11 protein-coding genes are annotated in these 13115 nt (G+C 58.4%); 4 read left to right on the top strand and 7 right to left on the bottom strand.

The genetic code is table 11. From position 1 onward, the window contains the following. Positions 1-205: 205 nt before the first annotated feature. Positions 206-1312, top strand: coding sequence for a helix-turn-helix domain-containing protein (locus tag HM1_RS07975; RefSeq protein WP_012282841.1), 1107 nt, complete (start codon positions 206-208; stop codon positions 1310-1312). Between the two features lie 667 nt (positions 1313-1979). After that, positions 1980-3410: a GTP pyrophosphokinase gene (locus HM1_RS14625; RefSeq protein WP_049754084.1), complete on the top strand. Its 1431-nt coding sequence runs from the start codon at positions 1980-1982 to the stop codon at positions 3408-3410. 58 nt (positions 3411-3468) lie between these two features. On the opposite strand, the gene HM1_RS07990 is transcribed toward HM1_RS14625, so the two are convergent. Both HM1_RS07990 and HM1_RS07995 read right to left on the bottom strand, forming a co-directional pair. Further along, positions 3469-3948, bottom strand: a complete 480-nt coding sequence (locus tag HM1_RS07990) for a ribonuclease H-like YkuK family protein (RefSeq protein WP_012282845.1) — start codon at positions 3946-3948, stop codon at positions 3469-3471. Between the two features lie 199 nt (positions 3949-4147). Continuing rightward, positions 4148-4633, bottom strand: coding sequence for a GerD family protein (locus HM1_RS07995; RefSeq protein ID WP_041313588.1), 486 nt, complete (start codon positions 4631-4633; stop codon positions 4148-4150). 202 nt (positions 4634-4835) lie between these two features. Here HM1_RS07995 and ytxC point away from each other — a divergent pair, with 202 nt between their 5' ends. Together ytxC and thrS are read left to right on the top strand one after the other, a co-directional pair. Further along, entirely contained in the window at positions 4836-5762 is a 927-nt protein-coding gene (ytxC, locus tag HM1_RS08000) for a putative sporulation protein YtxC (RefSeq protein WP_012282848.1), read from the top strand. Between the two features lie 142 nt (positions 5763-5904). Further along, a complete protein-coding gene (thrS, locus tag HM1_RS08005; RefSeq protein ID WP_041315113.1) occupies positions 5905-7821 on the top strand; it encodes a threonine--tRNA ligase in 1917 nt (638 codons plus the stop codon). Positions 7822-7929: 108 nt separating this feature from the next. Here the strand turns inward: thrS and HM1_RS08010 are convergent, their stop codons facing one another. The 5 genes from HM1_RS08010 to HM1_RS14630 form a co-directional block, all read right to left on the bottom strand. Beyond that, on the bottom strand, positions 7930-8373 hold the full coding sequence (locus HM1_RS08010; protein ID WP_012282850.1) for a hypothetical protein: 444 nt from the start codon (positions 8371-8373) through the stop codon (positions 7930-7932). 111 nt (positions 8374-8484) lie between these two features. Continuing rightward, a complete protein-coding gene (locus HM1_RS08015) occupies positions 8485-9741 on the bottom strand; it encodes a phenylacetate--CoA ligase family protein (protein ID WP_012282851.1) in 1257 nt (418 codons plus the stop codon). After that, positions 9738-10517 (bottom strand): amidohydrolase family protein, encoded by a 780-nt coding sequence (locus HM1_RS08020; RefSeq protein ID WP_012282852.1) that lies wholly within the window; start codon positions 10515-10517, stop codon positions 9738-9740. The genes HM1_RS08015 and HM1_RS08020 overlap by 4 nt, the downstream gene beginning before the upstream one ends. Continuing rightward, complete coding sequence (locus HM1_RS08025) at positions 10514-11851, bottom strand: phenylacetate--CoA ligase family protein (RefSeq protein WP_012282853.1); 1338 nt, start codon at positions 11849-11851, stop codon at positions 10514-10516. Before HM1_RS08025 ends, HM1_RS08020 begins: the two co-directional genes overlap by 4 nt. After that, positions 11848-13098 (bottom strand): tetratricopeptide repeat protein, encoded by a 1251-nt coding sequence (locus tag HM1_RS14630; protein ID WP_012282854.1) that lies wholly within the window; start codon positions 13096-13098, stop codon positions 11848-11850. Before HM1_RS14630 ends, HM1_RS08025 begins: the two co-directional genes overlap by 4 nt. Positions 13099-13115: the final 17 nt, after the last annotated feature.

Raw genomic sequence — 13115 nt, forward strand, 5'->3', positions numbered from 1 at the left:
ATCGCGCCTTTTATGGGAATATTGAAGAGGTGCTCCGCAAGATCATCACGGCCTATGAGGCGGCTCGTTAGGGAACGGGACCGGTTGACGAGCCGTTTAAAAAACGTTGCCGGGAGAGGAATTTTTTTGATAGGGACAGAAAAGATTGGAAGGATATGGAAAAGCTCTGTCGAATAGGTGGTTGAGAAGGAGGGGAACAGGAAGCATGAATCTGCCCGATGAGTTGACGGTTGTTCAAGCCGCCAAAGTGACGGGATTGCAACGGTACACCCTGCGGGATGCGATCCATCGCGGCGATCTGGCCGCGAGGCAGCAGAAAGTCCCGGGAGGGTTCAAGTACCTGATCCCGCTGGAAGCTTTGCGGGAATTTGCGCGGCGTCGCGGGGTCCAGTCCAGCCTTCTCGGGTTGGAAGGAGAACAGTCGGCCCCGGTGGGCAAAGCGGCTGCGGCAGCCGTGCCGGCGCCGTCGATGACGGCGGGAGCGGTTGCCGCTTCGGTGGTCAAGCCGGAGGGGGCGATCACGGGAGAAGGGGCATACCCTGACCCCGAGAGGAGGTCCTTCGTAGACGGCATGCCACAGGACAAGGCGGCAGGGGCGCAGGCCCTACCTGTCGATTGGAGGGAGTTTCAGGAATCCACGCAGGAACTGATCCGGTTGTTGCGCGATCTCCCCCGGGAGGAACAACGCGCCGAAGGGCTTCTGGAAAATCGGCTGGAACAGATGCTTCAGCAGATTGTGGAGGTACAGTCCGATGTCTTGGGCCTGAAGAAGGGCTTTCATCAGCACTTGAGCAAGGTCGAGGGCCGGGTGATCAACCTGCAGCAGAGTGTGAACGGTGAACTGCGGACATCGATGGAGCGCATCCGCCAGGGGATGAATCAAGGACTGGACGAGTTCCGCTCCGGCTTGGATGCCTGGCAGCACAATGTGGATACCGTCTTTGACGAGATGCGATCCACGCTCCAGGAGGTGGCGGCCAGCCAGTCTGACGCGGAGATGCGCCAGGCCTTCGTGCACAAGTTGTCTGTGGACAACCAGTCCACCATGGGCGAGGTGAAGAAGCTGATGGTAGAAGTGAGCGAGACGGTGGGCCAGATGGTCAGCGCTCAGCAAAGCAGCGCCCAGACGCTGGAACGTCGCCTCGATGATGTGAAGGCCTCTGTCGATGGTGTGCGCCGCTCCGTCGATCGTTCGACAGAGATGATCATGAAGTGGCGTCAGAAGATGCAGATGGAGCAGAGCAAGCGCGGCGTCAAGGGCTGGTGGAACCGCCTCTGGGGAAAGTCCCAGACACCGGTGCTGTCCAAGTAGTTGCGTACGTCTGAATAAAAGTCTGCTAAGGGCGGAGGAGATCCATCTTGCTCCGCTCTTTTTTGTTGTCTGAAAATAGCCAACTGCTCTTATCTTTGGAGACTCACCCAAATTATGTCGTTGGCCGCAGGGACTTGAAGCCGCGTTGGAGGATCTCCTTGGCGTCCGAGATGATCAGAAAGGCTTAGGGATCGATTTCCTAGACGGTGTGCTTCAGGGCCAACAGTTGGTTCGGCTCGATGGCGCAGAGTCCCTTCTACAAACGGTTCCTCGAATGAGCATCCATGCATGCTCAGCAGCCGTCCTTGTTAGCCTGTGCCGACGCTGGGACGGCTATGATCTTGATGAAAAAATTGTAAAGAAAACAGACTACGGAAGCAACCTTTTTGTCGCGCGCTACGTCACTATGAAGAGAAGATGAGGCGGTGGTGCGATGTTGAAGGAGGGCGACCGCCCTTTCTGCGGCGGCGAGGCGCTGGGATCTGCTGAAAAGGAAAAGCCGAAAGGGGACGGGAAGCGGGTATCGGCGCGATGGTCATGCTGTATACTGGTATAATCGAAGTTAATGAAGGAACGACGATAAGAATTGGCGAATAAAAAGTGGGTACAACAGCCTTTTGTTCGGAGAAAGCAAATCGGCCGCCGGGGCTGAGAGGTGATATTGCCGGTGGAACTATCTGTTGCCGAATTGGATAATATGCTGGCCACGTACCGGCAGATGGAGGTGGAGCTGCGTGTCAAGCTTGAATCGCTCCGGTCGCCCCTGGAAGCGAAATACGGCCGGCCCGTCATCCTCTTCATCGAGAGCCGTACGAAAAAAGCAAAAAGCCTGATTGAAAAAGCGCGCCGCTACGGTTGGCCCGTCAACGGGGAAATCAGCAAGCACATTAAGGACATCGCCGGCTTGCGGGTGATCGTGCAGCACCTTGACGACATCGCGCGGGTGGTGTCGATCCTCAAAAATCGCCGTGACCTGCGCCTGATCAATGAAAAGGACTTTGTCCGCTCTGCAAAGCCGAGCGGTTACCGCAGTCATCACTTGATCGTGGAGTACGATATGTACACGGCTGACGGCGCTGTCTCCCTCTTCGCCGAGATTCAGGTGCGGACAGTGGGCCAGCACTTCTGGGCTGTTTTGCAACACTCCATGATGTATAAATACGGCTTGGAGGTTCCCGATCACATCGCCGAAAACCTGCGGCTGATCGCCGAAGAGACGAACAAGGCCGATGAGAAGATGATGGTCATGCGCCAGGCTGTTTCGAAGGATCTGGAGACAGACCAGATCCGTGCCTATGCGCGTCATTTGGCCGGTATCCTGCGACGCCTGGAAGCCCCCATGGCCGCAAGCCCCGTCGTCGACCCGGGTCATCACTTTGAGACGATGACCATCCTCGAATTGAGTTTTCAGTTGGGGCGCCGCGGGATGCATCCCCAGAGCCTGCGCCCGCAGGAACTGTCCCGCTGTTCCTGTTGCAAGGCGCCCTTCCTGCTTCATGAAGAGGTGCGGGTCATCCTGCCCCGCATCGATCATGTCCAGTCGAGCTGCGATCCTGTCCGGTTATGCAACGTCTGCTACTCGCTGGTGCTGCCCGTCCTGCGCTGGGAGCTGGCGCCGGTGGCAGAGAACAGCCGCCAGCAGCGAGAACTAGAGGAGGCAGGCCATCTCAACCGGAAGTTTCAACAGTTTTACGGGGAAAAAATTCAGACGCCCCTGTTGACCAGGTTGCAGAAAGCGTCCGTTGCGATGGGTGAACACCTGACGGTCTGTCCGGCAAACCTGAATGTGGGCGCCGTCACCCTGCTGAAGGCTAAACTGGGCGACGGGCTGAGCGTTCAGGTGGCTTCTGATTGGGACCCCCAAAAGGCGGAACTGGAAAACCTCTCTTTCTTCTTCAAGGTCAATTATCGGGTTGTGGGACGATTGGCCGTCACCTATCACTACCCGGAGATCGAGTGGGACGAATTCCACGAACCGGAACTGGTAGAACCGGAATCCTTTGGCTATGATGAGCTTGAATTGGAACGGATTTTCACACAGATCGACGGCGCGCTCCGTGAAATGCGCGGGGCGCTGCGGGCTAGCGCAGGCGGGTAAAGGCGTGTATGGATAGGGCGGCCCATCGCCTTAAACGGGCTGAACAGGTGACAGGCGGTCACTTCGAATAGCGATCAGCGACGCGAGTGGCGCCGACAGCAAAGGGTTTGGTTCGCACGGTGTACTGATAGATCGGGGCGAGGCTCTCCGCCCAGCCGACTACACGAGGCAGGTGCAGGCGGCTGAGCCCGTTTTCGCCGCCATCGATATGTAGCTCCAGTTCCCAACAGAGCAGGTGGCTCTTGAGGGCTTGTCGCAGTTTCCCGATCACCTCGATGGACATGTGGGTTTCATAGTCCAGCTTCTCACCGAGGGGAAGACGGCGGTTGAGCACTTGTGCATATTGATAGGAGCGGGCGCCTTTGCGTTCTCGGTAGCCTGTGATCGACGTGACGACGCGGGTGGTGTTGCCGTGAGACTGGCTGTCTGTGCCGATCCAGAGGAACATGCGCGCGTCCGGGTATTCTCCGGAGAAGTGGTGAAGAGCCTGTATCACCTGTTCGAGGGGAAGGAGCCCTTGTTGTCCACGAAACAACATGCCAGGTATCCTCCTTTCCGGTTAAGCGTCACCGATAGGTGGACTTTGCGCTCAGGTTATGGTCCCAATGGTAGGGCGGTTGGTTTTTATGGATGCGAAGAAAGCGAAGATTTCCCTTTTTTTGACGGAAATCTTCGCTTTCTTTTCCCCTGAATCGAGGGGACTGCCCTTTTGCGCGGCGCGGCATCTTGTGACGGTGTTACTCTCCGCTGCTCCCGCCGCCGCCCTGGCCGGCCTCCTTGTCGCCGCCTTTGCTGCCCTCTTGGCTTTTGGCTGCTGCCTGGATCTTTTTCTTGATCTCCGGATCGTCCATGCTTTCTTTGACGGTTTCCTTGATGGACTTGCGGATCTCTTTTTCCTTCATGACCAGGGCCAGGTTCTCTTGAAACTTGGCGTCGCGGAGCATCTCCTGAAGCGTCTTCTGGAACTTCGGATCCTGGGAGAGCACCATGGCCTGAAATTCCGGGTCGCGGATCATACGGGCCAGCCTTTGCTGGTATTCATCGGTCTTGATGATGTCGATCATCATCGTCTTCATATCCTGATAATCGGGCTTCTCCTTGCTTTGTTGCCCCTGCCCCTGCTGCGGCGACTGTGTTTCCGCCGGGCGGCGCTGGGGGGAACAAGAGGCGATCCCGGTGGTGAGCAAAAAGGCGATGATCAGTAACCAGAGTAATCGCTGCATGCCCTCGCCCCTTTCTGCGGTCACCACTAGATTCCCTCAATGAAGGAAAGCTTATTCCCCGAAGGAAAGCTGATTCCTCGAAGGAAAGCTGATTCCTCGAAGGAAAGCTTATTCCCCGAAGGAAGGTTTATTCCCCCGTTTTCACAAACTGTATACTCTGAAAATGCGGCACATATACTACAGCATGAAGGGGGTGTACTCCTTGTCAGCCATTTTATCCATCGGGGCGAGCCGCAACCTGGACGGCCTGAATCACCGATTCATGCAGGAGATTCGAGCGCTGGCGGGGGAAGGTTGGCGGCTCAGCATGCGGCAGGAACGGTCGAATGGGGTTCACCAACTGACCCTTTTTTTAGAGGATCACCCTGAAGGGGAATCGCTCGATGAGATGACCTTGATCCTGCGACAGTTCGGTGCTAGGGTGCTGATGGATTGGATCTTGGAGGTTTGGGAAGGGGAGCTGATTCAGAAACGACTGCGCGCCGAATACCCGCATTTTCATGACCGGGAACGCAGGCAGATCGGTGACAAAGCCGCCCATATCCTGAAGCGCAAGGAAGAAGTATCGAAGGAATACATCATGTACCGCATCAGTCACGACCAGCGCATCCTGGAACGGCTGGTAGAGGTGCTGGTCGATTATGGTCGGATTCATGTGGACGGATTTCTTCGCTTTCGATTTCAGGACTATCTCCAGGCGGTCGATGATGCTGTCGACAGCGCCGTTGACGAATATACGATGGAGAAGGAATACAACGAGTTTATTCACCTGCTGCGCTATTTTTTGGATATCCAAGAGTCGCGCCTTGAAGTCGTCCATGTCTATCTCTGTCCCGGGGGGTTCCGACTGCTTGACGAAGGGGGAAATCCCGTCAACAACGAGGTGGTCGACGGAATCAGCCGTGACTATCTGGAACATGATGAGATCAGCTTTGAGGACCTGTTGATCAGCGCGCTGGTGACAGTGGCGCCGGTGCAGGTGGTCCTGCATTCTCGGGAGGAAAAGCCAGTCAGCGAGACCTTGAACACCATCCGGGCTGTCTTCGGCGATCGGTTGCACCGCTGTCCCGGCTGTGAGCGATGCCAGCCGTACACATCGGTGATGGCGCCGAAGAAGATGCAACCATAAGGAATGGGGCAGCAGGGCCCGAAAGTTGACAAGCCATTCTTCGACGATTAAACTGAAGCCAAGAGACGGACTCACCGCCTCTCGTCCCGAAATGGGGCGAGAGGCTTCACTGTATTTAAGGAGGACGCACATCTTGAGCAATATCGTGAAGGTGACCCTGAAAGACGGGGCTGTCCGGGAATTCCCTCAGGGAACGACCGTCGCTGCTGTCGCCGAGGCCTTAAGCCGCAAGCTGGCCCAGCATGCGGTGGCCGGCAAGCTCGACGGCAAGATGGTCGGCTTGACAACGCCCATTGAAAAGGATGCCGAACTGGAGATCCTCACTTTTGACGATCCCGAAGGCCGCGAGGTCTATCGTCATTCTTCCTCTCACCTGCTGGCCCAGGCGGTTCAGCGTCGCTTCCCCGGAACGAAGCTCGGCATCGGCCCGGCCATCGAAAACGGGTTTTATTATGACTTTGACGCTGAACACAAGTTTACGCCGGAAGACCTGGAGGCCATTGAGAAGGAGATGGCCCATATCGTCAAGGCCGATTATCCCATCACGCGGCAGGAAGTGAGTCGGGAAGAGGCCATCCGCTTCTTCGAGGAGCGGGGGGAAATGTATAAGGTGGAACTGGTCAAAGACCTGCCGGAAGATGCTGTCATCAGCATGTACAGCCAAGGTGACTTTGTCGACCTCTGCGCTGGCCCACACCTGCCTTCCACCGGCCAGATCAAGGCCTTCAAGTTGATGAACCTGGCCGGCGCCTATTGGCGGGGCAGCGAGAAGAATAAGATGCTCCAGCGCATCTACGGCACATCTTTCCCGAAAAAGGCCGAACTGGACGAGCACCTGCGCCGGATCGAAGAGGCGAAGCGGCGCGATCACCGCCGGATCGGCCAGGAACTGGAACTGTATACGATCCTTGAAGAGGGACCCGGCTTTCCCTTCTTCTTTCCCAAAGGGATGATCATCCGCAACGAACTGGAGAACTTCTGGCGGGAAGAACATGCGCGCGCCGGCTACCGCGAGGTGCGCACGCCCATCATCCTGAACCGGTCTCTCTGGGAGCGCTCGGGCCACTGGGCCAACTACCGGGAAAACATGTACGTGACCCAGATCGACGAAGAGGATTACTGCGTCAAACCGATGAACTGCCCCGGCGGCATGCTCGTCTACAAGCAGGCCATCCACTCCTACCGCGACCTGCCCCTGCGCATGGGCGAACTGGGCCTGGTGCACCGCCACGAGATCTCCGGCGCTTTGCACGGGCTGATGCGGGTGCGTTGCTTCACCCAGGACGACGCCCACATCTTCATGACGCCCGGTCAGATCAAAGATGAGATCATCGGCGTCATCGAATTGATCGACCGAATGTACAAGACCTTCGGCTTTGCCTATCATGTGGAACTGTCGACCAAACCTGAAAAGGCCATGGGCAGCGACGAGATCTGGGAACTGGCCACCAACTCCCTCGAAGAGGCCCTGAAAGCCAAGGGGATGGACTACAAGATCAACCCCGGCGATGGCGCTTTTTACGGACCGAAGATCGACTTCCATCTCAAAGACTGCATCGGCCGGACTTGGCAGTGCGGCACCATTCAGCTTGATTTTCAGATGCCCGAGCGCTTCGATCTGACCTACGTCGGCGAGGATGGGCAGAAGCATCGGCCTGTCATGATCCACAGGGTTGTCTTCGGCTCTATCGAACGCTTTATCGGCATCCTTACGGAGCACTACGCCGGGGCCTTCCCGACCTGGTTGGCGCCGGTGCAGGCGCGGGTGCTTCCCATAACCGACCGCCATCACGAGTACGCCGCATCCGTGCGGTCAGCGCTGGCGAAGCAGGGCGTCCGTGTCGAGGTGGATGGCCGTAACGAGAAGATCGGCTACAAGATCCGTGAAGGCCAAGTGCAGAAGATCCCCTACCTGCTCGTCGTCGGCGACAAAGAGGCCGAAAATGGGGCCGTCGCCGTGCGCAAGCGCGGGGAAGGTGACAAGGGGGCCATGGCGCTCGACGCCTTTGCGGCAATGATCCTGGAGGAAATCGCGCAAAAGAGGAATCCGGAGCAATAGGGGAAGAGCAGTCAGGTATTACCAATAAAAAGAGGCGACCTTTGCGTCGCCTCTTTTTTTGAAGAGCTACTGCGATGCAGCCATTGAGACCCGTAACTTCCCTAAAAACTACTTGGTGACGCTGTGACCGCAGTTGGGGCAGGTCTTTTCTTTTTTCGGGATTTTGGAGAGGGCCTTCTGGACGGCTTCTACATGGTAGGTGGGCGTCGTCACGACAGGCGGCGGGGGGGCCGGCACCGGGGTAACCGTGACGGGAACAGGCGGAGCGGGCGTTTTGGTCACCGTAACCGGAGCTGCTGGTGTTCCCGGCTTGGTGACAGTGACTGGCGCAGCGGGAACCGCAGGGTGGGTCCTTCTTGCCGCCGCCGGGTCGGTCGGGAAGTTGATTTTCCCGATGATGTCAAAGGCCTTATCGGGGATTTTGATGCCCATGTTGACGATCATATCCCGGACGGCGTCGGCAACGATTTCTACCCTGTTTTCGGCATCTTTGGCTTTTGTCATTTTTTCCCTGATCTGCTTCATCGCTTCTTCCATTTTTTTGGGGTCCACCGCAATCTCTCCTTTGAAGTTATTGGAGTTCATCAAGCCGGTTGTAAACGCTGAAGCACTCCATTATCAGGGTATTCTTCAAGGAAAATATTGCCACTCGTTGCACGCTGTTCATACCTTGCTTGAGCGAAGGTAAGTGCCCGCGCTCATCTCGTCGGACGAATAGATGTAACGAGGCTTGCCGACAATGCCGACGCGGAGCAGTTCCTGGCGGTCGTACAGTGTTCCTTTGGGTACGAGATCGACGGTCACGGGGAAAGGGTACTCCCGGGCCAGCGCATCGATGAGATGGGTCGGCAAACTGTCAACAGGCGGTTCGGTCTCAACGACGAAGCGCAAGCCCGGCGGTTCGACGCCGACGACCCAGAAACGGCGGCAGGGGAGGCGGTCGACCAGCCCGTCAAGATCCCATAGATCGAGGACCCTATCCCCGATGGTCACTGTATGGCCTTTGCGGCCCCGGACCTCGAGGGTGGCGTCATGGCCGCAAGGACAATGGGCCGGGATCAGGCGGACACGATCCTCGGTGACATAGCGGACGACCGGTGTGGCTTTGTCGGTGATGGTGGTGACGACGAGGATGCCTGTTTCGCCGGGCGGTGCCTCACGAGTGAGGTCCTCTTGCCAGACTTCAAATATGAAGTAATCCTCCAGGGGATGAAGCGTCCCGCAGCGACAAGCGGCGCCGGCGGTGCCGATCTCGGTCATCCCATAGAGCGTGAAGACAGGGACGCCCCAGATGTCCTCCAATAAGCGCCGCTTGCCGGGGGGGATGGGTTCCCCGCCAAGGAGCAGCGCCCGCAGGTGAGGAAAGTCTCGGTCAGGCCGGAATCCCAACAACTCCGCCGTCTCCGCCAACAGCAGCGCTTGCAACGGCAGACCAGCCAAAACGGTCACCTGCAGTTTGCCCATCAGTTCGATAACCCGGGGAAAGGGGCTGACGGCGGAACGGGAGCTGGCGGCGATCACGGCAGCCCCCCGCTCTTGGGCTGCTCGGTGGACGGCATGGGCGATCATGGAGATGGCGTAAGGAAAGCGAATGAGGACGGTGTCGTCCGGTCGAAAGCCGATACCGCAAGCGTTGACCTGGTCGGCGTTGTCTCGCAGGTCGCCCCGGTGAAACCAGGTGGAGGCCGGCGTTCCCGTCGTGCCGAAGGATTCATGGTATTGCAGGACCTCGGCTTGGGGCACGCAGAGCATGCCGAAGGGCGAATGGCGGATCAAATCCGCTTTGGTCATGAAGGGGATGCTCTTTAATTCCTCCAGTGAAGCAAGCGGTTTTTCCGGCAAACGGTCCTTGAAGAAAGGGGCCTGGCGGTAGCGGTTGAAGGCGGCGTTCAAGGCCTTCAGCCGTTCTTCCGAGGTCATGGGGCGTCGCCCCCGGTAAGCACCATGCCGGTGAGTTGGGCGATGTTTTTGCTGAGCACCCTGTCCAGGTCGCCGGCTTTCAATCCGAGGAGGAGGATTTTGGCCAGTTCTGCCTTCGGGTGAGAGAGGGGGAATTCAGAGCCGAAGATGACCTTGGAGGGGCCGGCCCGGCGGACTGACTCTTTGATGTGCAGGAAGCTGCCTGTCGATGTTTCTAAGAAGAAGTTGTCGTATGTGACGGCAGCTTCCAAACCTTCCTGATCGGCTGGCCCGAATCCCATATGGCCGAGGATGAAGTTCACCTTGGGAAAGCGGCGAGAAAGGGAGACAAACTTAGCCGTCGATGCGCCGGGACTGAAGACCGTATGGGTGTAGACAGGGACGCCGAAGTCTCCGCAGATTTCTGTCAGTTCAGCGATGCCTTTGCTGGCGAAGGAGAACTGGTGGCTCATCGGCGACAGCTTCAACCCTCGGAAGCCGGCCTTCAGAAGGTTTTCTAACGTTTCAGGGCCCTTGGGGTCGTGGGGATCGATGCAGGCAAAGCCGGTCATCTTCCCGCTGGAAAGGGAGCAGGCGGTGGAAACATAGGTGTTGTCAGGGACAGGCTTTTCCGGCTTCGCCCGACCGGTGATGTAGTCGGTCATCCGGCGCACATCCATCATCCCGCCGGGCACCACGACGGCCCGTTCAATCCCAGCTTCCCGCAACTGTGCCTGATAGAGGTCGTTGTTGCCGTACTCGGTGTCAGACAGGTGGGCATGGGCGTCGATGATCATGGCGCAGCCTCCTCCCGGACAACGCGGACCGTCTTGCCGCGGGGGCGGGGAATGGCGTCGACGATCTCCACGGCACAGGGCACGCCGACAGCGTATTCCATTTTGCTGGATAGCTTGTCGGCCAGTTCCGCTGTGGCGGTCACCTTCGGTGCTAACTCAGTACGGATCTTCAAGCGGTCATTGTCTCCCTTTTTGACGATAAACTGGTACCAGTTGCCCACCTCGGGCTGGCGCATCAAAAACTCCTCCAGGTAGAAGGGGGAGAAGTCGACGCCGTTGATCCGGATCTGATCGCCCTGTCGGCCTCGCAGGTGCAGAAGGGGCAATGGTACGCCGCAAGGACAGGGATCAGGGTCGAAATAGCCCAGATCCTGCGTGCGGTAGCGGATCAGAGGCGCGTCGCGGCGGGTGAGGCAGGTGACGACGATCTCGCCGACCTCTAAGGGTTCCAAGGGTGTACCTGTCTTCGGGTCCACCACCTCCAGGATGACGTGGCTTTCCGTGACATGATAGCCCCGGTGTTCGTCGCATTCGATGCCGACGACACCTCCCTCAAGGGTGCCGTAGTACATATTGGCCCGCGTTCCCCAGAGTTTTTCCACCCGTTCCCGGAAGGCCGGGGAGGAGCCTTCGCCGGTCAACCACATTTTTTTCCAAGGCAGGTCTTTCAGGTCGAACCCTTCCTTTAAAGCCGTTTCGTGCAGTGTCACAGCGTAGGAAGGGGTGGTAATGGCGCAGTTGGGCTGCAGGTCGCGGATCATCTGCACCGTCTTTTCCGGCGTCGAATAGGCGCCGCCTTTGCCGGCGGTGAGGACGGTGGCGCCGCAGCTGTTGATGAAGGATTTGTGGAAGGCCAGACCGGCGGAACTCATCTCGTAGGGCAGGGCATTGAGCACCATGTCACCGCGTCCGACGGGCACAAGAACGGGGAACCCCGGCGCCAGGTCGTGCATGTAATAGTCGGCCCAGGTGTGCAGCACGTAGATCGGCTTACCGCCTGTCGTTCCCGTAGAGACGTGGATGATGCTGACATCGGCTTTGTCACAGGCGAGGAAGCGCCAGGGATCCTGCCGGAGGTCGTCTTTTGTCGTAAAGGGTAGTTTGGCAAGGTCAGCGCGTTCCTGGATATCGTCCGGTCGGACGCCGGCTTGGCGGAACTGCTCCTGATAAAAGGGCGATTTGGCATGGGCGATGGCGACGATCTCCTTGAGCGCTTCTGTCTGATAGGCCGCCAGCCGTTCCGGGGGCATGGCGTCGGAGGCTTCCCGGAAGTAGCGACGGAACAGGTCGGGTGTTCGGGCCGCCCGGATGCGGTCTTCAAAAGCCAGCGTCATGGCGTCACCTCTTCTCGAACCGAAGCAGGAATGCTGTCGCAGTAGGGGGAGTCGGGGCAATCGGCAGCTAAACGCGCCCAGATCTTTTTCGCTTCGAAGTCGTTGGTGGAACGGCGGTAGCACTCGCCGAGATGGTGCAGTAGGCGCGCGTATTCCTCTTTCGTCAGCAGCGCCGGATCTTTTTCATAGGCCTCCAGGACGAAACGGAAATCCTGGATGGCTGTCTGGGCCGTATGGAAAAAAGCCTCCGGAAGGGAGTAGGCCAGATAGGCTCGCAGCAGACGGATGCGCGGGTTTTCAGGATCCTTTTCCTTCGCCTCCCGCAGGGCTTTCATCGCCCGGATGGCGCAGCCAAAGAGGGCATTCGGTTCGACAGCATCTTTTTCGATCAGCGCTGTCGCGGAGGCATAGTAGGCCAGGGCGAGGGCATCGTCCGGGTCCGTTTCATGGGCTTTTTTCAGCAGTTCCTTGGCAACGCGGGCGGCGCCCCGATCGCCGGCGGCGCCGGCTTCGAAGAGCCGGACCCCCTCGCGGAGCAGATCCGCCTTTTCTGTCAGGGCGAGCAGTGCAGTCTCCTGATCGGCTGGGAAATAGCCCCGCGCCCGTTCGACAGCGCCTGTATAGTCCCCGCCGACGTCAAGGGCAAGGAGGCGGTTCCAGACCTCATCGGCCTGTTCTGCCATGCCAAGGCGCTGGTAGGCGCAGCCGAGGTCGAAGAGGATCTGATTGCGCTTTTTTGGAGGCAGGGCCAAGCGGCCCTCGTCATAAGCGGCCAGGATCGCCTCGAAGTCTCCGATGGCCGTCGAGGTGCGCCGGAAGAAGCCCTCGTGGAGGCGGAAGCTCTGGTAGGCCCGTAACAGGCGGATCTCCAGATCATCGGGTCGGTTTTCCACGGCCTGGTCGAGGAGTTTGATTGCCGGGATGGCGTTTTTGAACATGCTGTAGGAGTCGTCGACGACGCTTCCCAAGAGGGATTGGCAATCGGCAAAATAGGCGGCGACGCGGTCATCGGCGGGATGGCGGTTGCGCAGCTGTTCAAAATAGGTCAAGGCCTGCTGGATGGCCTCCCGGTTTCCGCTCATTGCTAGGCTGTGCAGACGGATGCCTTCAGCGATGTCTTCGTCAGAGGCAGGCCGGTGGGGCGCAGGCACAAGGGTGATTTGTCGCGCCTGCGAACGCCGGGGTTCTTCCCGCAGTCCTGACCAGGCGTTGGCGCGGGTGGAAGTAAACCGTGATGATGAAGCCATGGGATATACGACCTCCC

It is taken from the genome of Heliomicrobium modesticaldum Ice1 (assembly GCF_000019165.1).
GTDB lineage: Bacteria > Bacillota > Desulfitobacteriia > Heliobacteriales > Heliobacteriaceae > Heliomicrobium > Heliomicrobium modesticaldum.

What these genes read in the sequence shown, in the direction of transcription:
- HM1_RS14630 (WP_012282854.1), bottom strand. Translation starts at nt 13,098, where the DNA reads ATGGCTTCATCATCACGGTTTACTTCCACCCGCGCCAACGCCTGGTCA.
- HM1_RS08025 (WP_012282853.1), bottom strand. Translation starts at nt 11,851, where the DNA reads ATGACGCTGGCTTTTGAAGACCGCATCCGGGCGGCCCGAACACCCGAC.
- HM1_RS07990 (WP_012282845.1), bottom strand. Translation starts at nt 3,948, where the DNA reads ATGTTGTTTCGTGGACAACAAGGGCTCCTTCCCCTCGAACAGGTGATA.
- HM1_RS07975 (WP_012282841.1), top strand. Translation starts at nt 206, where the DNA reads ATGAATCTGCCCGATGAGTTGACGGTTGTTCAAGCCGCCAAAGTGACG.
- HM1_RS08020 (WP_012282852.1), bottom strand. Translation starts at nt 10,517, where the DNA reads ATGATCATCGACGCCCATGCCCACCTGTCTGACACCGAGTACGGCAAC.
- HM1_RS07995 (WP_041313588.1), bottom strand. Translation starts at nt 4,633, where the DNA reads ATGCAGCGATTACTCTGGTTACTGATCATCGCCTTTTTGCTCACCACC.
- HM1_RS08015 (WP_012282851.1), bottom strand. Translation starts at nt 9,741, where the DNA reads ATGACCTCGGAAGAACGGCTGAAGGCCTTGAACGCCGCCTTCAACCGC.